General features: G+C 69.1%; 18 protein-coding genes. 2 read left to right on the forward strand and 16 right to left on the reverse strand.

Annotated features, from left to right (window positions below; translation table 11 throughout):
• Positions 1 to 8 precede the first annotated feature (8 nt).
• Positions 9 to 224 carry a hypothetical protein gene (locus tag IEY81_RS15330; protein WP_189119353.1) on the reverse strand — a complete coding sequence of 72 codons (216 nt, stop codon included), beginning with the start codon at positions 222 to 224 and terminating at the stop codon, positions 9 to 11.
• A gap of 208 nt (positions 225 to 432) precedes the next feature.
• On the opposite strand from IEY81_RS15330, the gene IEY81_RS15335 reads away from it, so the two are divergent.
• The gene (locus IEY81_RS15335) at positions 433 to 1,407 is read left to right on the forward strand and encodes a glycosyltransferase family 2 protein (protein ID WP_189119354.1); all 975 of its coding nucleotides are present in this window, start codon (positions 433 to 435) and stop codon (positions 1,405 to 1,407) included.
• 22 nt (positions 1,408 to 1,429) lie between these two features.
• Positions 1,430 to 2,473, forward strand: coding sequence for a methyltransferase domain-containing protein (locus IEY81_RS15340; protein ID WP_189119355.1), 1,044 nt, complete (start codon positions 1,430 to 1,432; stop codon positions 2,471 to 2,473).
• Positions 2,474 to 2,670: 197 nt separating this feature from the next.
• On the opposite strand, the gene IEY81_RS15345 is transcribed toward IEY81_RS15340, so the two are convergent.
• From IEY81_RS15345 to IEY81_RS15415, 15 genes are all read right to left on the reverse strand, one after another.
• On the reverse strand, positions 2,671 to 2,976 hold the full coding sequence (locus IEY81_RS15345; protein WP_189119470.1) for a maleylpyruvate isomerase mycothiol-dependent enzyme family protein: 306 nt from the start codon (positions 2,974 to 2,976) through the stop codon (positions 2,671 to 2,673).
• On the reverse strand, positions 2,921 to 3,292 hold the full coding sequence (locus IEY81_RS24625) for a maleylpyruvate isomerase N-terminal domain-containing protein (protein WP_189119356.1): 372 nt from the start codon (positions 3,290 to 3,292) through the stop codon (positions 2,921 to 2,923). Before IEY81_RS24625 ends, IEY81_RS15345 begins: the two co-directional genes overlap by 56 nt.
• Positions 3,293 to 3,335: 43 nt before the next feature.
• Positions 3,336 to 6,476 carry a glycosyltransferase gene (locus IEY81_RS15355; RefSeq protein WP_189119357.1) on the reverse strand — a complete coding sequence of 1,047 codons (3,141 nt, stop codon included), beginning with the start codon at positions 6,474 to 6,476 and terminating at the stop codon, positions 3,336 to 3,338.
• Positions 6,477 to 6,577: 101 nt separating this feature from the next.
• Positions 6,578 to 7,045: an acyl-CoA thioesterase gene (locus IEY81_RS15360; RefSeq protein ID WP_189119358.1), complete on the reverse strand. Its 468-nt coding sequence runs from the start codon at positions 7,043 to 7,045 to the stop codon at positions 6,578 to 6,580.
• A gap of 11 nt (positions 7,046 to 7,056) precedes the next feature.
• Entirely contained in the window at positions 7,057 to 7,821 is a 765-nt protein-coding gene (locus IEY81_RS15365; RefSeq protein ID WP_189119359.1) for a hypothetical protein, read from the reverse strand.
• Between the two features lie 80 nt (positions 7,822 to 7,901).
• Positions 7,902 to 11,441, reverse strand: coding sequence for a chromosome segregation protein SMC (gene smc, locus IEY81_RS15370; protein ID WP_189119360.1), 3,540 nt, complete (start codon positions 11,439 to 11,441; stop codon positions 7,902 to 7,904).
• A gap of 266 nt (positions 11,442 to 11,707) precedes the next feature.
• Positions 11,708 to 11,905: a hypothetical protein gene (locus tag IEY81_RS15375; RefSeq protein ID WP_189119361.1), complete on the reverse strand. Its 198-nt coding sequence runs from the start codon at positions 11,903 to 11,905 to the stop codon at positions 11,708 to 11,710.
• Between the two features lie 195 nt (positions 11,906 to 12,100).
• Entirely contained in the window at positions 12,101 to 12,985 is an 885-nt protein-coding gene (locus tag IEY81_RS15380) for a DUF6576 domain-containing protein (protein ID WP_189119362.1), read from the reverse strand.
• Positions 12,986 to 12,994: 9 nt separating this feature from the next.
• Complete coding sequence (locus IEY81_RS15385) at positions 12,995 to 14,197, reverse strand: glycosyltransferase family 2 protein (RefSeq protein WP_189119363.1); 1,203 nt, start codon at positions 14,195 to 14,197, stop codon at positions 12,995 to 12,997.
• Positions 14,194 to 18,405, reverse strand: coding sequence for a glycosyltransferase (locus tag IEY81_RS15390; protein WP_189119364.1), 4,212 nt, complete (start codon positions 18,403 to 18,405; stop codon positions 14,194 to 14,196). The genes IEY81_RS15385 and IEY81_RS15390 overlap by 4 nt, the downstream gene beginning before the upstream one ends.
• 38 nt (positions 18,406 to 18,443) lie before the next feature.
• Complete coding sequence (locus IEY81_RS15395; RefSeq protein ID WP_189119365.1) at positions 18,444 to 19,493, reverse strand: glycosyltransferase family 8 protein; 1,050 nt, start codon at positions 19,491 to 19,493, stop codon at positions 18,444 to 18,446.
• Positions 19,494 to 19,922: 429 nt separating this feature from the next.
• On the reverse strand, positions 19,923 to 20,903 hold the full coding sequence (locus IEY81_RS15400; RefSeq protein WP_189119366.1) for an Fpg/Nei family DNA glycosylase: 981 nt from the start codon (positions 20,901 to 20,903) through the stop codon (positions 19,923 to 19,925).
• Between the two features lie 6 nt (positions 20,904 to 20,909).
• Positions 20,910 to 21,611, reverse strand: a complete 702-nt coding sequence (rnc, locus tag IEY81_RS15405; RefSeq protein WP_189119461.1) for a ribonuclease III — start codon at positions 21,609 to 21,611, stop codon at positions 20,910 to 20,912.
• 20 nt (positions 21,612 to 21,631) lie between these two features.
• On the reverse strand, positions 21,632 to 21,817 hold the full coding sequence (gene rpmF, locus IEY81_RS15410) for a 50S ribosomal protein L32 (protein ID WP_189119367.1): 186 nt from the start codon (positions 21,815 to 21,817) through the stop codon (positions 21,632 to 21,634).
• A 66-nt stretch (positions 21,818 to 21,883) separates the two neighbouring features.
• Positions 21,884 to 22,447, reverse strand: a complete 564-nt coding sequence (locus IEY81_RS15415; RefSeq protein ID WP_189119368.1) for a YceD family protein — start codon at positions 22,445 to 22,447, stop codon at positions 21,884 to 21,886.
• Positions 22,448 to 22,459 lie beyond the last annotated feature (12 nt).

A 22,459-nucleotide genomic window follows, 5' to 3' on the forward strand; every position in this document is an offset into this window, starting at 1 on the left:
AGGGAGGGTCAGCGCTTGGGCGTACGCCGGGGGTCGCTCATCAGGTCGGCGAGGGGGTTGTCGCGGCGCTGCTGCAGGCGGGTGGCCGGACCGAGGGTGGGGGCGGTGTCGACCGCCCGCTCCATCGCGTCACCGATCCGGGAGGCGTACGGCATCTTCTGGCCGCGGTGCGGGAAGACGGTGTAGACGATCACGAGACCGGCCAGAGCGACGATGAGAAACATCGCCACGAAGATGACAACGACGGTCAACACTGGCTCAGCCAGCCCCCTTATGAATGCACGCGGACGACGTCCACTTTTGCACACCGCGCGCCCGGAGCCCACAACGCCACACGCGGCCGCGCGCCAGGGGCCGGCGGTCCTACGGCGCGGGATCTCGACAACGTCCACTTCGCCGGTAGGGTTTCACGCCATGAGGATCATCGGGACAATGATGGTCCGGGACGAGGTCGACATCGTCGCCGCGATGATCGAGCACCACCTGGACCAGGGTGTCGACACGCTGGTCGTCACGGACAACGCGTCGGTCGACGGCACCACCGAGGTGCTCGAGCGCTACGCCGAGACGGGGCGGGTCGAGCTCCACCACGACCCCCTCCACGAGAAGCAGCAGGGCAGGGTCGTCACCGCGATGGCCCGCCGCGCGCGCACCCACTTCCGGGCCGACTGGGTCCTCAACCTCGACGCCGACGAGTTCCTGGTGCCGAAGAACAAGGGCATGACCGTACGCGAGGCGCTCGAGGCCACTCCCCTCTCCCTGAACGCGTTCACCGTCGAGGTCGAGAACCTCGTCGGCCCGCCCGCCTGGACGGGCGGTGGCGTCACCCGGCTGCAGTGGCGCGACCGGCGTCCCGACGAGAAGCTCGAGGCGGCCGGGCTGCACGCCCATCCGACACCCAACGCGATCCACCGCGGCGAGTCCGACATCGAGATCGTCCAGGGCAACCACTTCACCTCGATGAAGAGCAACGGCCAGCCGGACGACGAGGTCGCCATGGAGGTGCTCCACCTGCCCTGGCGCTCCTGGGCGCAGCTCGAGCGCAAGGTGATCAACGCCGGCAAGGGCTACGAGGCGAGCCCCGACCTGCGCCCGAGCCCGCGCCACCACGGGATGCGCGACTACAAGCGCTACCAGAACGGCACCCTGCAGGACGCCTACCTCGCGCGCACGCCCACCCGCGCCGAGCTCGCGGCGGGCGCCTTCTCGGGCGACTACGCCTTCGACGACTGGCTGACCAACCACCTGCGCATCATCCACGGCCGCGCGCTGCTGCCCGACCTGCTCGGCGACGTGCTCGACCCCGAGACCGACAAGCCCGTCCCCGACGACGAGCACGCCCTCGGCGCCGAGCGCGGCCGCGCGGCCCTGGCCGCCGAGCCCTACATCCCACCCCGCAACCGCTGAACTCTCTTCCAGGAGGACCCTCTTGCCCACCTTCAGGGGCGCCGTACGCCGCGGCCTCGCCGCAGCGGGTCTGCAGACCGTCCGTGCCGCCGACGCCGAGGCCGCGCGCCTGCACGACCGGATCGACGAGCTCAAGCAGCGCAACCAGAAGCTGCGTACGAAGGTGGACCGGCTGCAGGGCGACCGCAACCACACCACCGCGGTGCCGGCCATCCCCGGGCTCGACCGGCTCGAGCTGCGTCGCGAGCAGGTCCTCGCCGGGGTCAAGCCCGACGCGGTGATCCTGGAGATCGGCCCCGCGCACAACGCGATCCTGCCCAAGCGGGACGGCTACGACGTCCGCATCGTCGACTATCTCGACCGCGAGGGCCTGGTGGAGCGCTACTCCGGCTTCTCCCAGTACGACCCCGACGACATCGAGGAGGTCGACTACGTCTTCCGGCCCGGAACCCCCTGGTCAGAGGTCATTCCGGAGCGTTTCGACCTGGTCGTCGCCTCCCACGTCATCGAGCACACCACCTCGATGATCGACTTCGTCAACGAGTGCGAGAAGCTGCTCGAGCCCGACGGCGTGCTCGCCCTGGTCATCCCCGACCACCGCTATTGCTTCGACCGGTTCCGCGAGCGGGCATCGCTCTCGCGGGTCATCGACGCCCACCTCGACCCGCCCTCGGTCCACACCATGGGCGCGGTCATCGAGGAGCGGCTCAACGCCGCCAAGCACGGCGGCATCACTGCCTGGGGCCCGCGCCACAAGGGCGACTACACCTTCGCCAACCACCTCGAGGCGGTGAAGGCCAGCGGCGAGGAGGCCCGACGCGGGGAGCGCTACATCGACACCCACAACTGGGTCTGCACCCCCAACCACCTCCGCCTGCTCCTCCAGGACCTCGCCGACCTCGGCTTCATCTCGATGCGGGAGACCTCCTTCCACGACACCGTGAAGCACGAGTTCTTCATCAACCTCTCCCCCACCGGCGAGGGCACCGGCCTGACCCGCGAAGACCTGCTCGTCCTGGCCGACGACGAGCGTCGCGTGCTCGACCAGGCGGTCTTCGAGAAGTAGCCGTGGGCGGTTTTCGCGGCGGACGATTTGGATACTCCAGGGAGTTTCCGTCGGTTACTCGCCAGTAAACCGACGGGAACTCCCTGGACTATCCCGAAATTACGGCCGTCCGCCGCCCCAGGTCGCGGCGGACGATTTGGATACTCCAGGGAGTTTTGGCCGGTTACTCGCCAGTAGACCGACCGAAACTCCCTGGACTACCCGGAGACCGCGGCCGTCCGCCGCCCCAGCTCGACAACACCCTCGCCCTCGAGAGCCGTCAGTACGCCGCGGCGGCCGGCCATCGCCACGACCAGGTCGAGCAGGCGGCCGGTGACCTCGGGGCCGTCGCCGGCCACGAAGTCCGCGTCGACCGCTCGGAGACGGAGGCCGGCGACGAGGGTCTTGCTGTTGACCGCGAAGTCCTTGGTGGCGAAGAACCTCGCGACCGCCATCAGTCCCTCGGAGTCAGGGTCGTGCCGGATGCCGAGCGGTCTGCGGATGTCCTCGCCGTGGACGATCATCTCTCCGAGCCCACCGACGCTCTCCTTGCGGGGCAGCCCGATCGGACCGATGGCGGCGAAGCTCGACAGGGTCTCCGCCGGGGTGGAGCCGCGGAACTCCTCGAGCCGGCGGCGGTTGGTCGAACCGCGCCCCGGACATGCTGCGCAGCCACCCGGGGAAGGAGAGGCGGGAGGCCGCGCCGAGGTGCGAGACGACCTCCTCCACGTCCCACTCGCCGCAGAGCGTGGTGGTTCGCCACTGCTCGGGCGCGAGCGGCCGCAGGTCCTGGGCGAGCGCGTCCCGCTCGTCCAGCTGGATCGCCGAGAGCTTCGTCATGCGGACACTCTGGCAGGCGGGCCCCGCGGCCGCGAGCGCAAACCTACGAGCGCCGGGCACGCTCCTCGAGCGCGATGTCGAGCAGCGTGCGAGCCCGGGCGTCGAAGCTGTGGTCACGGTGGATGCGGGCGGCCTCGGCGCGGACGTACTCGTCGGTGCCGAAGACGACCGACGGGTCGGGCATCGAGGACCACTTCACCAGGTCCTCCGGGGTCTCGTAGACCTGCACGGTGTCTCCGAAGACGTCGCGGAGGCCGACGACGTCGTCGGAGATGACCCGGGCGCCGGACGCCACGGCGTCGAAGAGCCGGTTGGAGATGAAGCCGTACGCACGCATGTCGGGCCAGTGGTCGTTGAGCACGACCCCGGCGGCGCGGTATTCGGCGCCGAGCCGGGTGTTGGACATGTGCTGGGCCTTGATGTGGTGGCGCGGGATGTAGGACTCCCAGCCGTGGCCGTAGACCGACAGCGGCAGCCCCATCTCGACCGCGTCGTGGATGATCGGCCGCTCGACGTCGCGCGAGGTGCCGACGAAGAGCACCGGGTGGCCCGAGTCGGGCAGCGCGCGGTCGGGGTTGAAGAGCTCGGGGTCGGTGGCCTGCAGCAGCGGGTCGATCCGGATCCCCCACCGCACCGACATCCGTGAGGCCCACGTCGGCCCGGCCGCCAGCAGCCGGTCGAAGGCTGCCGCCTCGGCCCGGGTGACGGCGTCGGGGTGGGAGATGACCCAGCCGATGTTGATCCGGTTGTCGGGCGAGGGGAAGTAGCGCGAGAGACCGCGCAGGGTGAGCGCGACGTCGTCGTCGAGCGCGCTCGGCCGTTCCCACTCGTAGTGGTGGTCGACGACGACCGACTGGCCGAGCGTACGCAGCGAGCGGGCCAGCGCACGGGCGAAGTGGGTGTCGCCCCATCTCTCCCCCTCCGGCGCCGCGGGTGCGGAGATCTTGATCGACCAGCGCAGCTGCGGGACGCCCTCGACCACGGAGACCCGCGGCAGCGGGGCGAGCACCGGGCGGGTGCCGGCGTGGGCCCGCTGCGCCCCGGTCGGCTCACCGGCGATCACCCGGCCGACGACCTGGTAGCCGCAGGCCTCCCAGGCGGCCACGTCGTCACGGGGCTCGATGCGTCCGCGCCAGCGGTCGAGGTAGACCAGCCGGTTGCGCGGGGCGCGGGCGTAGCGGCCCTTCGACTTCGACTCGTGGTGGACCACCTGGGAGGAGGGCACCACCCGGAACGCCCCGTCCCGCAGCTCCGCGAGCCGGTGGCACAGGTCGACGTCCTCCATGCCGTTGGTGTAGATCGGGTCGAACCCCTGCAACGCGACCACGTCGCGGTAACGCATGACCAGCGCGGCGCCGGTCAGCGCGGAGAACCGGTGTCCTTCGAGGCCGGCGGCGTCCTCGGGCGGATACTCGGCGAGCATGTTGTAGGGCAGCCCGCCATAGGGCGGGAAGACGACGCCGGCTGACTGCACCGAACCGCTCGGGTAGAGCAGCAGCGGCTGCACCGCGAGCGTCTCGGGGTCCTCGAGCGCCGAGACCAGCGGTTCCAGCCAGCCGCTCAGCGCGGTGGTGTCGTTGTTGAGGAAGACCACGGTCTCGCCGGTGACGTGCGGGATCGCCATGTTGTTGCCGAGGGCGAAGTTGTGGTTGACGTTGCTGTGCACCACCTTCACCTCGGGGAAGCGCAGCGGCAGCGAGTCGAGCACCGCCGAGACCCCGGCAGAGGAGCCGTTGTCCCAGACCACGACCTCGAGTCGCTTCGACCCGGCGCCGTGCTCGACCAGCGCCTCGACCGCACCGACGGTCAGCAGCGAGTCGTCGTAGGTCGGGATCACCACCGAGACCACGTCGGGGTCAGGGGTGCGCGCGGCCAGCGCGGACCAGTCGACGAAGGTGCGGTTGCGTACGACGTCCTCCCACGACTCCTGGTCGAAGGGGTCCAGCGGCAGCCGGTCCTGGCGCGGGCGGCGCGGGTTGATGCCCTGGTCGCGCTCCACGCCGACCTCGGGGACGAGCTGCACAGCCGACCGCGAGGTCAGCCGCAGCGCGAGCTCGTAGGACCAGCCGAAGCCGACGTCCTCGCGCGGCCCGCCGACCTCGCCGAGCAGCGACGCGGAGATCAGCAGCCGCGAGAGCAGCACCCGCATCAAGGTGCCGGGCACGTCCGGGCCCGGCGAGACCGGAGGTACGTCGACGGCGAACCGCTGCTCCGGCTGCCACGAGCGTTCCAGCACGTCGGCGACCAGCGGCGACCCCGCCGCCTCTGCCACCGAGACCAGCCGCGCGAGCCGACCGGGCTTCCAGACCTCTCCCCCGACCGCGTACGCGACGAAGTCGGTGGTGACCTCGGAGAAGGCCGCGACCGCACCCGGCTCGCCCCGGTCCGGGTCGCCGGCGACGATCCGAGCCCCGGGCACTGCCTCGACGGCCGTCGGGGTCAGGCCGCGGTCGATGAGCACGATCTCGGTGTCGACCCCGCCCTGGGCGACGACGCTGTCGAGCGTCGCTCGGGCGAGCTCGTCGGAGGCGCCCAGGTCGACGATGACGGTGACGGCGCCGACCAGCTGACGCCCGGCAGGGACGGGCGCGCCGTGGTCGATGGAGGGTCGCCAGGTCTGCAGGTCGCCCTGCCGGGCCTGCCACTCGGCGCGACGCTCGCGGATCCAGTCACGCAGGTCGGGGAAGCGGCCGTCGACCTGGGTCATCCAGTCGTTGGCACGGCGACCGTTGCGCGCACCGCGGTCGATGTAATGGCCGATCGCGCCGCCGTAGAAGCGTTCGGTCTTGCGTCGCGCGGTGTAGCCGTCGGTGTCGAAGAGCGGGTGGGTGGGCTGCAGCCACAGCTCGGCACGCAGCCAGTAGAGGAACGGGTCCTGGTCGCCCATCTGCCTGCGCAGCCGCGGGGTCAGCTTGGCGACGAAGAACTCCGGGTCGAAGAGCGGGCTGGGCTGCGCCAGCGGCTGGGAGCGGTCCTGCTCGAGATAGTGGCGCGCGGCGCGCTTGCGGTCGAGGCGCTGACCGACCTGCTCGGCGTACCACTCGTGGTCGAAGACCGGGCAGTCGACGAGCAGCCGCACGTCGTCGGCGCGGCTGTAGAGGGGCGAGTCGTTGTAGACCTTGCGGGCCAGGTCTCGCCCTCTGCGCAGACCGCCACGTGCGATGCGCTTCAGCTCTTCGTCCACTCAAGGTCCCCCAAGACGCTCCAGATCGTGCTCCGACGATGGATCAGCCTGTCACAGTGCCTGACGTCGGTGAATGGCGCCACGCAAGGTTTGACCAAGCGTCACGCTCCGTTGCCCGGACGCCCCTTCCACAGCGGCATGACGGCTTCCCGGATCTCGTCGGGCATCGGCGACACCGGCCGCGACGGGTCGGTGTTGTCGACGTAGACGTGCACGAACCGGCCCTCGGCCGCCGCCTCTTCGCCCGGCCCCTGGAAGAGCCCGATGCGGTAGATCACCGACGAGCTCCCGACCTTGTCGACGACCAGCCCGGCCTCGACCGGCTCCGGGAAGCCGATCTCGCGCAGGTAGCGGCACGAGGTCTCCGCCACGATCCCGATCTTCGGCAGCTTCCGCACGTTCACGCCCGTCGTCTCGAACAGGTAGGCGTTGACCGCGGTGTCGAAGTACTCGTAGTAGGTCGCGTTGTTGAGGTGACCGTACGCGTCGTCGTCGCGCCAGCGGGTGGTGATCGTGCGCCAGTGCACGTAGTCGGCGCGGGTCGGGGTGGTGCGGTCAGGAGTGCTCATCGCGCCTGATCCTAGAAGAGGGCCTCCTTCGCCGGGCTCATCAGGTCGGACGCCGGCCGTGCCGTCACCCGAGCCGTCGCCGGCCAGACGAGGACGGCGGCGAGGACGAGGAGCACCCCTGCGGGCGCCTCCGACCACGGGGCCGTGTCGTAGGACATGTAGCCCGCGGCGAGGGGGCCGACGATGAAGTACGTCGGGAAGACCGTCGTCGCCGCGATCAGCAGCGATGTCGCCACCATGCTCGCCGAGCGCATGGCCGCGCGCCGATCTGCAGGTGTCACGATCCCCTCAGCCGGGAAGTTCCAGAGCGCGACGACCGAGGCGTACACGAACAGACCGAAGGGCCAGAACAGGTTCACCAGCAAGAACGCCGGCACGTCGTAGCCCGGAAGGGTGACCGGCCTGCCCGCCATCCCTGACGCCACGGTCGCCCCACCGACGCCGACGTAGGCGACGGCAGGAATGACGGCGAGCGGCCATGTCAGGAAGCGGCGACCAGCAGGTGCCCATAGGAACGGCATCGCGAACACCGCGACCGCCAGCAGCAGGATGGACAGCCCGTAGAGCTGCGCGGCGTCGCCGACCGGGACCCACGGGCTCGCGGGCAGCTGGTAGTCGTAGAGGTGGTCCTGGCGTTCGAGGCAGGCAGCGTCGTCGAACCCGCCACGCGGGCAGACCCCCGACCAGCGCTGCCAGGCCGCGATGTAGGCGAGGACTCCGGACCCGGCGAGCGAGGCCGAGGTGAGGGCGCGTGCGCCGAAGCGGATGTGGTTCATCCGCTCATGAAGCCAGGAACATGGCCTGGCTCAGCCCCGACGCAGCCTCGGCTCCTCGATGTTGAGGACGGCGCGGCCGGTCAGGCGGGCTGCGCGTCGCGGAGACGCTGCGAGATGACGGTGGTGACACCGTCGCCGCGCATGGTCACGCCGTAGAGCGCGTCTCCGACCTCCATGGTGCGCTTCTGGTGGGTGATCACCATCAGCTGGGAGTTCTCGCGCAGCTCCTCATAGATCTCCAGGAGGCGGCCCAGGTTGGTGTCGTCGAGTGCCGCCTCGACCTCGTCGAGGATGTAGAACGGCGAGGGGCGGGCCTTGAAGAGCGAGACCAGGAAGGCGACCGCGACCAGCGACCGCTCGCCGCCGGAGAGCAGCGAGAGCCGCTTGACCTTCTTGCCCGGGGGCCGCGCCTCGACCTCGATGCCGGTGGTGAGCATGTTCTCCGGGTCGGTGAGCACGAGCTTGCCCTCGCCGCCCGGGAAGAGGCGCGCGAAGACGTGGTCGAAGGCGACGCGGACATCCTCCCAGGCCTCGGTGAAGACCTGCTCGACGCGGTTGTCCACCTCCTTGACGATGTCCATGAGATCGGCCCGTGTTTTCTTGAGGTCCTCGAGCTGCTCGGTGAGGAACTTGTGGCGCTCCTCCATCGCGGCGAACTCCTCGAGCGCGAGCGGGTTCACCTTGCCGAGCGCGCGCAAATTCTTCTCCGCGGCCTTGAGCCGCTTGGCCTGCTCGGCGCGGACGTAGGGGATCGGCTCGCGCTCGTTGCCGTCCTCGTCCGGGTGCTGCGGCACCAGCTGGTCGGGGCCGTAGTCGGTGACGATCGCCTCGGGGTCGAGACCGAGCTCGTCGAGGATCCGCTCCTCGAGCTGCTCGATGCGCATCCGCTGCTGGGCGCGGGCCATCTCGTCGCGATGGACCGAGTTGACCAGCTCCTCGAGCTCCTTGCCGAGGTTGCGCAGCAGCGAGCGGCACTCGCGCAGCGCCTGCTCGCGACCGGCGCGGGACTGCTCGATCTCGGTGCGGGCCGCGGCGGCCTGCTGGACGGAGACCTCCAGCCGCTCCAGCGCGTACGCCACCGCGGTGCCGACCGCCCTCGCGGCCTCGCCCTCGCGGCGCATCTGCTCGCGGCGGGCGGCCGCCTTGGCGCGCTGCTCGCGCTCCTGACGAGCAGCACGGAGCAACCCTTCGGCACGACCGGACAGGGCGCGCGCCCGCTCCTCGGAGGTACGCAACGCCAACCGCGCGTCCATCTCGCGCTGTCGCGCGTCGCGGGCGGCCTGGGCCAGCGAGTCGCGAGCGCTGACGTCCGGCTCGTCCTCCGGCTCCTCCTCGGCCATCGCGAGCCGCTCCTCGAGCTCGGCCAGCCCGGCGACGGCGTTCTCGCGCGCCTCCTGCGCCTGCTCGACCGCGGACAGGAGCCGCTCGGCCTCGCCGCGCGCCGCCCGCGCCTGGGCGCCGAACTGGCCGAGCTCCTCGGCCACCGCGGCCAGGGTCGCGTCGGACTCGTGGAGCTTGGCCAGGGCGACGTCGACCCGCTTCTGCGCGGCCAGCCGCTCCGCCTCCAGCCGGGAGGTCTCGAAGGTGGCCCGCTCGGAGACCGCGTCGGCCTCGGCGAGCTGGGCGGTGGCCTCGTCGACCGCTGCCTGCACCTCGAGCAGGCTCGGCACGCTGGAGGAGCCACCGGCCGCGAAGTGGGCACCGATCAGGTCGCCGTCACGCGTCACCGCGGTGAGCTCGGGGTTCGTGTCGACCAGCGAACGCGCGGCAGCGAGGTCGTCGACCACGGCGACCTTGTCGAGCAGCCGCGCCACCGAGGGCCGCAGCACCGCCTGGCACTCCACCACATCCAGGGCGTACGCAGCACCAGCAGGCAGCGCCGGCCAGCCACCGGTCTCCTCGGGCGAGCCGCCCAGGAGCAGACCGGCCCGGCCGAGGTCCTCGGTCTTGAGGTGTTCGATCGCACCGACGGCACGCTCGGCGGAGTCGACGACCACCGCGTCGGAGGCGGTGCCGAGCGCGGCGGCGACCGCGGCCTCGTAGCCGGAGCGCACCGCGAGCAGCGACGCCACCGAGCCGAGCACGCCGGGCAGGTCGGAGCCGAGCAGCGCACCCGCGCCGTCCTTGCGGTTCAGCCCCATCTCCAGCGCGTCCTTGCGGGCGGCGAGCGTCGAGCGGTCACGGTCGGCCTGCTGGGCCTCGGCCTGCAGCTTGCCGAGCCGCTCCTCGATGTCCTCGAGCGCGGCGGCGGCGGCCTCGTGCTCGGCGTCGAGACCCTCCTCGCCGGCGTCCAGACCGGCGACCTTGGTCTCCAGGGCGGTGAAGTCTCGCTGGGCGCGCTCGGCACGAGCCAGCGCCTCCTCACGAGCAGCGGTCAGACGACCGACCTCGTCGTCGGCAGCCGCCGCGCGCGACTTGAGCGCGTTGACCTGCCCGGTCAGCCGGGCCAGCCCCTCGCGGCGGTCGGCGGCGGCGCGCTCGAGACCCTTGACCCGGCGCTCCTCCTCGGCGGCGGCGTCCTCGGCCTCCTTGCGAGCCTCGACCGCCTCCTCGAGGGCGTAGCGGAGCTCCTCGACCTCGGCGTCGGCGGCCTCCTCCTGCTCGCTGGCCGCCTCGGCCTGCGCCTCGAGCTCCTCGGGGTCGCGGCCCTGGCGCACCTCGAGGTCCTCGGAGCCGGCGGCGTTGCGCACCCGCTCGGAGGCCAGCGACTGGGTGCCACGGAGCCGCTCGCGCAGCGAGTTCAGCGCGAACCAGGTCTCCTGCGCGGCAGCCAGCGCCGGCAGGTCCTCGCGCAGCGCCGCCTCCAGGACGGCCTCCTGCTCGCGCCCCTCCGCGATGGTCTCCTCGACCTCGGCGCGACGGGCCAGCAGCGCGCCCTCGTCGGCGAGCTCCTTGTCGAGCTCGGTCCTCGCGGTGACCAGGTCGTCGGCGTAGAGGCGTGCCTTGGCGTCGCGTACGTCCATCTGCACCGTCTGCGCCTGCCGGGCGACCTCCGCCTGGCGGCCGAGCGGCTTGAGCTGGCGGCGGATCTCGACGAGCAGGTCCTGGAGCCGGTCCAGGTTGACCTGCGTGGAGTCGAGCTTACGCAGCGCCTTCTCCTTGCGCTTGCGGTGCTTGAGGACGCCGGCGGCCTCCTCGATGAAGCCGCGGCGGTCCTCGGGGGTCGCGCGCAGGATCGTGTCGAGCTGGCCCTGGCCGACGATCACGTGCATCTCGCGGCCGATGCCGGAGTCGGACAGCAGGTCCTGGACGTCGAGGAGGCGGCACGGGCTGCCGTTGATCGCATACTCCGAGCCGCCGTTGCGGAACATCGTGCGGGAGATGGTGACCTCGGCGTACTCGATCGGCAGCGCGCCGTCGGTGTTGTCGATGGTCAGCGAGACCTCGGCGCGCCCCAGCGGCGCGCGGCCGGCGGTGCCGGCGAAGATGACGTCCTCCATCTTGCCGCCGCGCAGGCTCTTGGCGCCCTGCTCGCCCATGACCCAGGCGAGCGCGTCGACGACGTTGGACTTGCCCGACCCGTTGGGGCCGACGATGCAGGTGATCCCGGGCTCGAGCTCGAGGGTCGTCGCGGACGCGAACGACTTGAAACCCTTCAGCGTCAGACGCTTGAGGTACATCGACTACTCCCCCGGCTCAGGACCACGTGGTCGTACACAGTTCGCAACACTTCAGCGTGGCTGAGGTGAGCGAGCAAATCTAATCGGCGCTGCTCAGGGGAACCCCAACGGGTCGAGGATAACCCGGGGAGCGCGGCGATCTGCGGACCTCGTGGGGCCGGGCACGTGAGAGTGCCCGAAAAGGTCGAAACCGACCCTGAGTACAGAGTCGGTTCCACCTGAACGAGAAATGGCTCTCGTCCGTGGTGTTGCAGAGTGCCCGCAGATCAGGCGGGCTGCATCTCCTGCATCGAGGTGTCGAGGTCGGCGGTGTGTGCCGTGACCAGTGCGTCGTTCTCAGTCTTGAGCGACAGAACGAGATCCTCGAGCTCACGCACACGCGCACGCAGCCGAGCGTTCTCGGCTGTGAGGTGGGCGGGAGTCCGCAGGTCGCTGCTCATGTAACCGATCAGCGCCTTCGCCATGAATACGTTTCCTTCGTTGGAATCACTAGACGTCCCCGCGATACCGGGCCGTCTACAAGAGTGACACCGTTCTGGACAAGCGTCAACGTCGCGCCTGCAAAGCCGGGACCTCTGACCGTGCATTACCGCTCTTCAGGGCTAGAAGTTGAGTCGTCCGCGCTCAACTTCGCCCCCGGACGTACGCCGGGACCACCCTCAGCCGCGGCGGCGGCGCTCCCGCAACTGCATGAGCTCCTTGCGCTCCTTGCTGGTCAGCGAGTCGGCGCCCTCGGCGTGGATCTTGTCGAGCAGCTCGTCCATCCGCTGCTCGTCCTTGGACGGACCTGTGGGCGTCGAGGACTCCCACGGGCCGGCGACCACGGTCGGACCGGACCGGCGCTTCTTGTTCTTGGCGGGCTTGGCCGGCTTCGGCTGACCGTCACCGGCCACGCGCGGGATCCAGGCGAAGCGGTCCAGCAGCCCGAACTGGCGCGCCACGAACGCGTTGACCGCCAGGCCGACGACGAAGACGAGCAGCATCACGAAGCTGCGGTAGCCGAGGTACTGGATCAGCTGGATGCCGACCAGGATCACACCGAAGAGCCATGCGGGGATGTTGAAGATGAACATCCGGTCGGGCCACTGCGCGATCCACAGCAGCACGACCATCATCTCGAGCATCCCCAGGCCGGCCAGGAGGTACGTCGGGTCCAGCACGCTCCCGAAGAAGACCGCCAGCACCGAGAGCACGGCGGTGAACGCCACCAGCAGCCAGGCGAAGCGGACCTTGCCGAGCTCGTTGCGCTCGAGGTCGGAGCCGAAGTACCAGAAGAAGAAGATCGCCAGGACGTCGAAGATGCTGAACTGCGGATAGGAGAACGGCCAGGTGACCAGCGTCCACAGCTTGAGCGCGGCGAGGTTGCTCTGCGCCAGGGCGAGGCCGTTGTAGACACCCTCGCCACCCAGCATCGCGAAGAGCACCAGTCCGACGATGCTCCCGAAGACCACGAGCCAGGTCGTGGTCACCCCCAGGGACCCGATGTGGAACCAGGGCTCGTGGGGGTAGCGGCCGCCTGGGGTCAACCGGAATCGTTCTCGCACGGGGCGAGCCTATCCACGCATTGGTTGCGACGTCAGCAGGGCACTCCCACCGAGTTTCCCGATGTCGCGAAGATCCGCGGGAAGGGCCGGATCCTCGCGCCACGGGTGGCGGCGGACGGCGCTGCCGGCGCCGTACCTGTCGATCATCGCGACCAGAGCGGCGAGATCCTCAACCCGGTCCTCGGCGACGAGCCAGGCCATCAGCCGCTGCGCCGGCGGGACGGTCGTGACCTCGAACGGGACGCCGGCGTCGTACCAGAACTCCAGCACCGCTGCGCGCAGCAGCTCCCAGTAGCGATGCGGGTGCTCGGTGTCGGGATGGACCGCGGCCCGGAAGTGCTCCCACATGTCGATCGGCAGGACCTCGGCGAGCAGCGTCTCCATCAGCTCCGCCGACCCCGACGCGCGGACGAGGTCGATGGTCTGCCGCTTGGTGTCGATCCGCTCGACGAGGTTCGCCAGCTGTGCCCGCTTCTGCGTCGCCGAGGACCGGTCGGCGCGCACCTGCCAGTCGTAGACGACGTGCGTCATCACGTCGAAGGCGGCGGAGGCGAGGAACGCCTGGGTGAGCGCGACCTGGTCCTGGTAGCGGGTGCGCTCGGGGAAGGCGATCTCGTTCTCGACCCAGAACGAGCGGCGGAAGACCTTGTTCCACACGAAGATGTCGGCGAGCATCAGCGGCGCCTCCTCGATCCGGCACCGCAGCCGCTCCTCGGCGTGGTTGCGCCGCATCAGCGGGGTCATGTACCGCCACTCCTCGTCACCGTCGACCACGACCCGCTCCGCGGCCCCCACCGCGAAGTCCGAGCCCGTACGCCGCAGCGACCGGATCATTGCCGACCACGCATCGCGCGGGAGGACGTCGTCGGGATCGACGAACGTCAGCAGGTCGCCGCTCGCCGCATCGATCCCGGTGTGACGCGCCCTCGAGACCCCCGCGTTGTCCTGGGTGATGACGGTGACGCAGGCCTCCTGGTCGGCCATCCGCCGCAGGATCTCCGCCGATCCGTCGGTGGAGCCGTCGTCGACGACCACCACCTCGAGCCCGGAGATCTCGTGACGCGGCTGGGCGAGCACGCTGCGCAGGCTCTTCTCGACGTACTCCGCGACGTTGTAGACCGGCACGACCACGCTGAGCGTCGGGCGGATGCGCATCATCGTGCGCATCCGCCGAGCCCCGGCCCCCGCCAGGCGCTGGTGCCAGTGCGTCACGCCACCACGCTTCCCGCCAGGGGCGCCGACGCCGACGTCGGCCACGGAGCCATGGGCGTCAGGTCGAGCTCCTCGCTGCCGAGAACACGGCCATCGTCTGCGACGCCTTGGATCCTCCGCAACAGACTCTCCCTGGGCACGCCCAGAGAGTTCTGCACATGGTCGAGGATGCGACCGAGCGCAGCATCGTTACCGCCTTGGAAGGAGTTCGCCCGCCACAGTCCGACCGCTTGCACCTCCTCGATCGTCTCGTAGCCGACCTCCGTCCGCGGCATCCACACCGGATAACCGTTCAACGTCGTCATGACCTTCAACCACAGATCATCGGCGCGCAACGACGTGCTCGTGATCGCCTCGAGGTCGAAAGCCGCCTCCGGAAGGGCACCGGGCGGGTAGAGCACACCCGCGATGCCGGTCGGCAACAACTGGTAGGAGGGGGTCCCGCGGAGGAACTGGCAGTTGTAGATCCAACCGTCGTACTCGCGCAGGGTTCCGTCGGGCCGGAACATGATGAGGTTGGCGCGCTCGCTGATGATCGCGCGCGGATGCTCCAGGTGACCCTGGTAGAGGCTCTCGACGAGGTTCTCGCTGTAGATGACGTCGTCGTCAACGGTGATGATGATGTCGTCGGGGTGCTCCTGCATCGCGTAGAAATACTTCTTGTGGGGCGCGATGTCGCCGGCGACCCAGGCGATGCGGAACCGGGCCCCGACCCTGCCCAGCAGATCCTCGGGCAGGTCCTCCTCCCGCCGCGGAAAGTTCTGCGTGGAGAGCCAGAGCACCACCTGGTCCGCGGGCATCGTCTGCTGGAGGACCGAGTCGATGCACTCCCCCAGCTTGTGGGTCCTCGTCGGGATGGAGGTCAGCGACACGATCACCCGCGGGCGACGTGCTCCGGCGACCGCGGTGCCCGGACGCGACAGTGCCGTCAGTCTCGACCAGTCACGTCGACGGCCGGCGGCACCAGCATCGATCCGGCGGTGGAACATCTTCATCAGGTCCCGGTGATACACCTCCATGCTCGCGCGCTCGTCGTAGGAGCGACGCGATGCCTCACCCATCGCTCGGATGGTCTGCTCGTCCTTGTCCATCATGGTCATGAAGGCGTCTCGGAGCGCGGCCACGCTGCCTGCATCGACCACCAGACCGTTGGCGTCATCGACCACGTACTTCGCCCCGACGTTCTCGGTCACGATCAGCGGCTTGGAGAGCATCGCGCCTTCCAGCGCGACCAGGGAGAAGGACTCGTCGCGGGAGGCCACCACCACCGTGTCCATCTGGGACATCAGCTCGATCTTGCGGCGCTCGTCGGAGACGAGCCCGTGGAAGTGGATTCCCTCCTCGCCCTCGATCTGCCCGAACAGGTAGGAGCTGAAGCTGGAGCCGCTGTTGATGAAGCCGCCAGCGAAGTGCAGCTCGGCACGCGTCCGGTAGGACTCCGGAAGTGCCTTGTAGGCCGCCACGAAGAGGTCGTAGCCCTTCCGGTGCTCGATGGTCCCGAGCTGAATGAACCGGTGCTTGCCGCCGCTGGCGAACTCGTAGGCTCCGGCAAGCTCGGAGACGTCCTCGACGCTGTTGTGGACGACGTCGATCCGGCCTTCGGCGTACTCGGCGACGGCCGCCGCGGCGTACTCGCTGACGACGCAGACGCTCTTGCTGTTCCGCAGCGTCTCCCGACGATCCGGGTTCGACCTGAAGAAGTCTGGGAGGTTGGAGGCCTCACGCACGTACCAGACGAGCGGAACGCGGCCTTCGAGCGCCCGCACGTAGTCGTCGGTGACGACGGTGTTGCACACCACGAGCTCGACGCCGTCCGGCAGCCGGTTGAACACCTTGTTGGGCCGAGCGGGGTTCGTGCGGACTACCTCGACACGGAAGCCGTACGCCTCGAACTCCTTCGTGAACGGGCCCGGTTTCGCGGTCCAGACGATCGGCTCGAAACCCTGGGCGGCAGCGACCTTGCACATGCGAAGCAGACTTCGCGGCGCTCCGGCGTAGATCATCTCCGGAGAGATGAAGACGATGCGGCGGGGATCATCCCCATCCGCCTGCTCGACAGTTCCGTGGCTGCCGGTCGTCCGCGACGCCAGCTGGCGGGATGTCGTCGCACCGGGAAGGGAGAAGAGGTCACCGAATCGTTCGGTGTGCGTCTCTTCACCGAACAGCGCCGGGGTGGCGTCGTAGATGAAGTCCTTGTAGACGTCGTACAGATATGCCTCGTTCTGGATCGCGGCACGCAGCGGGTTGAACGCCACATACGGCGAGACCGGCCGGATGTCGGTGTAGTCGTGGGAGTAGTCGAGGTAGGCGGCCACGAAGTCCTCGATGCCGCGCTGCATCTCGGAGATCTGCTCGGTGTTGCTCGGGGCGTTGTTCCCGCGCAGAGCGATCGCCGTCCCGTCGTCAGCGAAGCCATAACCGACCACGCTCGAGGCGACCTCGGTGAAGAGATACTCCAGCGGGTGGTGGAGGAGATCCGTGCGGCGTACGGCGTTCCGTCCGCCCGGCATCATGAACCTGGTCATGTCCATGTTGCTCATCGGTGAGTAGATGTAGGGGCTGATGAACCCGTCCGAGACGGTGTCGGTCAGCTGCTCGGAGCGGCTCGTGCACATCAGCGCACCGAACATCTCCACCGAGCGCTCGGCCATCGCCGTGCGGAAGAAGTGACGCAGCGCGGTCAGGCAGGTCCCGCTCCAACCGATGTCGACAACGAGGACGCGTCGGGCGTCGCCGACCGCGCTCCCGAAGTAGCTCTTCGCCGCCGCGACGCTCGTGGAGTTGTGATCTTCGATGACTGACTTGTGATCCCAGAAGAACTGCTCCAGCTTGCGACGGTTCGCGCTGGCGGGGAACAGGAACCGCTCGATGTCAGCCTTCTCCAGGTAGGGCACCAGATAACCGAAACCGGTGTCGAGCATGAGCTGCTCGATGGTCTTGGAGTTGCGGGACTCCCCGAACCAGCGGAAGAAGGAGCGGCCGATGTACTCGTCGAAGTTCAGGTCCAGAGTGATCCCGGAGGCCGCGTAGCGAGAGATGTCGATATACGCGCTCTCCACGCTTCCGTACTCGCGCTCGTACACCCGGGAGAGGACGTCGCAGTCGCGACCGCAGAACAAGACCTTGTCGATGGACTTCTCGGCCACGACCTTCTCGATGAACTCACAGAACCCGAGAGCCAGGATGCCGCCGACACGGAACCCGTGCGTGTAGTGAAGGCCCTCCGACCAGACGCCCGAGGCAAGCGTGTTGTCCACCAGCGCGCCGTAGAAGCTGCCCGCGAGGGTGCCCATGTCCGGCTCTCTGACGAGCTGGTGCTGATCGGGATTGTAGACCGCTGCCAGCCCTGCGCGTTCGGACTGCTCGACGTCGGCCTCATAGACGTCCCCGACGTGAACGATGGTTTTCTCGGCATAGTTGTCGAGCAGCACCTGCTGAAGGGTCCCATCACCCTTGCGACGCTGGTACTCGTTGGAGACGTAGACCTTCTCGTAACCCTGATAGCCGTTGCGGACCAGCATCTCCTCCAGTACCTCGCGCGGGAGGTACATGTCGGACATGAACACGACAGTCCTGCCCATCGTGACGAGCCGGTCGAACACGGTCTTGATGTAGGGATTCGGACGGGACAGCTCGATCTCGAGCTCCTGCTCCATCGTCTCCCAAGCCGGATCGGCGGCGTACCTCTCCTGCATGACGGCGTAGATCTCGCGCAGCGTGACTTCGCGCGACCCCTTGTGCCGATGGTTCTCGTTTCGCGCGTGCGCCTCAGCGCTCTTGCGGATCCGGGCGAACCTGTCGACCGCCAACCGCGATCCCATGATCCGGAAGACGTCGTTGGGCCGCTCGACCGCCCGGAAGAGCGCGGTGTCGAAGACGTCGAACGAGACCACGTCGTACGCGGCGAGCTTCTCGACCATCTCCTCGACGCTGAGCCGCTCGGCGCTGTCCGGCGAGAGGTAGTAGGGCCGGCCTGTGACGACCTCGGTCTCCGCGGGCTCGCCGAGCCGGGCCCGGAGGCGCTCGAGCTTGGCGGTCAGCCCGGACTGACGGTCCAGCAGGCGGGTGTAGCGGGAGACGACCGGCCCGCCGCTGGTCGGCCGGCCGAACAGCACCAGCTTGTGCTCGCCGTCGACCTCGGCGACCCGCACCAACCGATGACGCAGCCCCAGCTTGTTGGTCGGCTGCTCCCCGATACCGGCAGGCATGGTTCCTCCTTGTGTTTCTGACATGACGATGGTGCGGACTACTTCTCGACGGCGTGGGCGTTCTGCGGCGCCCTGACGTCCCGCCGGAGCGAGTCGCGGATGACGCGGGGACCGGAGGTCATCAGGGACCCGATCCGGAACGAGACCGAGCCGCGGGTGTCGGCGAGCGCCTGCTCGAGGCTGACGACCCGGTTGCGCAGCCGCTCACGCAGGGACGAGGTGGCCCCGGCGGCGGTCTCGACCGCACCCGGGAGATAGTCGGCCATGATCTCGGCTCGCATCGGGCTCAGCGCGGCGTACTTCCACCAGCGCTCGGCGAAGTCGGCCGAGACGTCCAGCCAGGGCTTGCGCTTGTCGGCGAAGTGGATGACGACCGGCGCGCTCATCGCCTCGTCGTACTCGGCCTGCGACCAGACCCGCTGGACGGCCGGCCTGCTCCAGAACTCCTCGACGTTCTTGGGGCCGTACTTCGTCATCAGGTTGAAGCGGAACGGCAGGTGACGGATGCCGTCGTAGCAGACGATGTTGATGATGTCCTGGTCGTCGGAGTCGAACTGTCGCGCGGAGAGCCTGAGGAACTCCTCCACCAGCCCGTCCGTGCGCATCCTCGCCAGGTTCATCAGCATGACGCCGGAGTTGATGTAGCGGTCGAAGGAGGGCAGGCCCATCTTCTGGGCGACCTCGTCCGGTCGCAGGTGGTAGACGGCGGCCGGCACGCCGGCGACGTAGACGTCGTCGACGTCCTGCTCGAAGAGGACGGAGAGGTCGCTCTCGATGACGGTGTCGACGTCGAGATAGACGATCCGGTCGAGCTCGGGGAAGAGGTCGGGCAGCTTGAGCCGGAAGTACGCCGGGGCGGTGAGGTGGGAAGTGCTGACCGTGACGCCCTCGAAGTCGGCGACCACCACGAAGGTGATCGTGGTGCCCGGGTAGCGGTTCTCCAGCTCCAGGATCCGGTCACGGACCTCGGCCGGGTACTCCTCGGCCACCAGGATCTTGAGGTCGTACCCGGTCCCTGCCTGCGCGTTCTCCAGCAACGAGGTGATCGTCACCGCCATCGGCTTGGCGTAGTTGAGATCGGCGGCCATGGCGACCGGGATGGTCCGGGTCCGCGTGGTGCGGTCCTCGGCCGCCCGAGGGCGGGGTGGTTTCAGATCCTGCGTGCGCTTCGTGGGCGCATGATCGGAAACGGCGAGCTTGTGGGGAGCCACCTGTTGTCCTTGTCGAGCAGTCAACCGCCCGACGGCGTGGAGTGGTGGTTCACGCCGGTGTGGGGGTCTTGGTTCCGTCTTCCCGAGATCCGGGTGACCACGTCGCCACCCTGAACCGCCGGCCCGAACGCAGCGGTGCTCGCCTGTCTGCTGGCCGGCACAGAATCTCCGCACCCAGGACGAACGGCCCAGAGATTAACCCAGCCGACATCGATTTCTTCAACAAACGACGGTGATCTGGAGAAGTGTCATGAGGCCGCAACATTCGCCTGGCTCGAAGGGGTGGTGAGGCATGGCCCGGACGGGCTATCTCGCCGGGCTCCTGCGGTTTCGCGGCGCAGGCTGGCACTTCGGGCAGAAGAAGGACGAGCGGTTCATGAAGGCGACCCGGCGGATCGGGGTGCCACACCGGTCACACGGCTCGCCCTCACGTCCGTACGCAGCCAGCGACCGCTCGAAGTAGCCGGACTGGCCGTTGACGTTGACGTAGAGGGCGTCGAAGGAGGTGCCGCCCTGACCCAGCGCCTCGAGCATCACCTCGCGTACGTGGCCGAGGAGCTCGCGCACCTTCGGACGGCTCAGCCGGTCACCCGGACGCTCGCCGTGGAGCTTGGCGCGCCACAGCGCCTCGTCGGCGTAGATGTTGCCGACGCCGCTGATCACGGTCTGGTTGAGGAGGATGCGCTTGATGCCGCTGGCCGAGCGGCGGATGCGGGCCACGACGGCCTCGGGGTCGAAGGCGTCCTCGAGCGGGTCGGGGGCGATGTGGGCGATCTCCGGCGGGAGCTCGGCTCCCCCGGGGCTGATCGAGAGGCCGCCGAACATGCGCTGGTCGACGAAGCGGAGCTCCATCATCCCGTCGGTCGAGCCGCCGGAGCTGCCAGGCGGAGGCGTGTCGAGACCAACACGGTCCCCGGTGGCGCTCGAGCCGACCGTGTTGGTCTCGACACCGGCTCGCTGGCGCTCGCCGGGCTCGACCAGCAGCGAAAGGCGAACGCGCAGATGGCGCTCGTCGGGCGAGGTCGGCGGCTGGACGAGCATCTGGCCGCTCATCCCGAGGTGGGCCATCAGCGCGTCACCCGAGTCCAGCGGGAGCCAGAGGTATTTGCCGCGACGACGGGCGCCGGTGATGACGCGGCCGGCCAGCTCCTCGGCGAAGGCGGAGGAGCCGGCGAGATGGCGGCGGACGGGCCGCGGGTGGAGGACCTCGACGGCGAGGATGCGCGAGCCGAGCACATGCCGCTCGAGGCCCGCGCGTACGACCTCGACCTCGGGGAGCTCGGGCATCGCCGGCTAGGCGGTCGTGGCCGGGTCGGTGGCCTTGATCTCGCCGTAGGCGGTCTCCGCAGCGGCCTGCTCGGCCTCCTTCTTGGAGCGGCCGACGCCGTTGCCGTAGAGCTGCTCGCCGACGCGGACCTTCGCGGTGAAGGTCTTCATGTGGTCGGGACCCTCGTCGGTGATGACGTATTCGGGCACGCCCAGGGACCGCTCGGCGGCGAGCTCCTGCAGGGAGGTCTTCCAGTCGAGACCGGCTCCCAGGTCGGAGGCCTTCGCGATGAGCGGGTCGAAGAGCCGGTGGACCAGCACCGAGGAGACCTCGATGCCACCGGAGAGGTGAACCGCTCCGATCACCGCTTCCACGGTGTCGGAGACGATCGAGGCCTTCTCGCGCCCACCCGTGGCCTCCTCGCCGCGGCCCAGCTTGATGTGCTGGCCGAGACCGATGGCCTGACCGACCTCGGCCAGAGCGCGGGCGTTCACGACCGCCGCCCGCAGCTTGGCGAGCTTGCCCTCGGGCAGGTCGGGGTGGATCCGATAGAGCGTCTCGGTGACCACGACCCCGAGAACCGAGTCGCCCAGGAACTCCAGGCGCTCGTTGGTGGGCAGGCCACCGTTCTCGTAGGCGTAGGACCGATGCGTGAGCGAACGCTCAAGCAGCTCGGGGTCCAGAATCGGATCCCCGAGCGCTTTGCGAAGCTCGGCGTAGTTGGTCAGGAGACTAACCGCGTGTCAGATCAGAGGACCTGGCGACGCTCGGCGCGAGCGCCGTACTGGCCGCACTCGCCGCACGCACGGTGCGGGAGGTGCTTGGCGCCGCAGGCGGGGTTCGCGCACGTCACCAGGGTCGGCGCAACGGCCTTCCAGGCCGAGCGGCGGTGACGGGTGTTGCTGCGCGACATCTTCCGCTTCGGGACAGCCACTGTTTTCTCCTCTTATTCGGCCGGTCGGATCTCGACCGGCTACGTAAGCCTGATTGCTGATGAACTCTAGTTGCTGGGGTCATCCTTGAGCGAAGCCAGCCCCGCCCAGCGCGGGTCGATCTTCTCACCGTGGTCGTGCCCGGGCTCGTCCGCGAGCCGCGCCCCACACTCGGGGCACAGTCCCGGACAGTCGTCCTGGCACATCGGCTGGAACGGCAGTGCGAGCACCACCGCATCCCTGATCACCGGCTCGAGGTCGAGCAGGTCGCCCTCGGTCCGGCTGGTCTCGTCGTCCTCGCCCTCCGGGCCGGTGTCCTGGCCGTCACGCGAGTCGTTGTAGACGTACAGCTCCTGGATGTCGACCTCGACCTCGTCGTGGATCGGCTCCAGGCACCGCACGCACTCGCCCTCGAGGCCGGCGAAAGCCGTCCCCGTGACCAGCACACCCTCCATGACCGCCTCGAGACGCAGGTCGAGCTCGACCGGCGATCCCTCGGGGACAGAGAGGACTTCGATGCCAAGATCCGCCGGCGCCGGCGCCGTCAGTTCGACGTGACGCTCGGACCCCGGGCGGCGGCCGAGCTCGCGAGTATCGAGCACGAGCGGCGCTCTCGGGTCCAGGCCAGTCATGTTTCACTTCCG

This window comes from Nocardioides luteus (assembly GCF_014648595.1).
GTDB classification, from domain to species: domain Bacteria; phylum Actinomycetota; class Actinomycetes; order Propionibacteriales; family Nocardioidaceae; genus Nocardioides; species Nocardioides luteus.

Coding starts and splice junctions, on each gene's coding strand:
- IEY81_RS15330 (WP_189119353.1), bottom strand. CDS start 224: ATGTTTCTCATCGTCGCTCTGGCCGGTCTCGTGATCGTCTACACCGTC.
- IEY81_RS15335 (WP_189119354.1), top strand. CDS start 433: ATGATGGTCCGGGACGAGGTCGACATCGTCGCCGCGATGATCGAGCAC.
- IEY81_RS15345 (WP_189119470.1), bottom strand. CDS start 2,976: ATGATCGTCCACGGCGAGGACATCCGCAGACCGCTCGGCATCCGGCAC.
- IEY81_RS24625 (WP_189119356.1), bottom strand. CDS start 3,292: ATGACGAAGCTCTCGGCGATCCAGCTGGACGAGCGGGACGCGCTCGCC.
- IEY81_RS15360 (WP_189119358.1), bottom strand. CDS start 7,045: ATGAGCACTCCTGACCGCACCACCCCGACCCGCGCCGACTACGTGCAC.
- IEY81_RS15365 (WP_189119359.1), bottom strand. CDS start 7,821: ATGAACCACATCCGCTTCGGCGCACGCGCCCTCACCTCGGCCTCGCTC.
- smc (WP_189119360.1), bottom strand. CDS start 11,441: ATGTACCTCAAGCGTCTGACGCTGAAGGGTTTCAAGTCGTTCGCGTCC.
- IEY81_RS15375 (WP_189119361.1), bottom strand. CDS start 11,905: ATGGCGAAGGCGCTGATCGGTTACATGAGCAGCGACCTGCGGACTCCC.
- IEY81_RS15390 (WP_189119364.1), bottom strand. CDS start 18,405: ATGCCTGCCGGTATCGGGGAGCAGCCGACCAACAAGCTGGGGCTGCGT.
- IEY81_RS15395 (WP_189119365.1), bottom strand. CDS start 19,493: ATGGCCGCCGATCTCAACTACGCCAAGCCGATGGCGGTGACGATCACC.
- IEY81_RS15400 (WP_189119366.1), bottom strand. CDS start 20,903: ATGCCCGAGCTCCCCGAGGTCGAGGTCGTACGCGCGGGCCTCGAGCGG.
- IEY81_RS15415 (WP_189119368.1), bottom strand. CDS start 22,447: ATGACTGGCCTGGACCCGAGAGCGCCGCTCGTGCTCGATACTCGCGAG.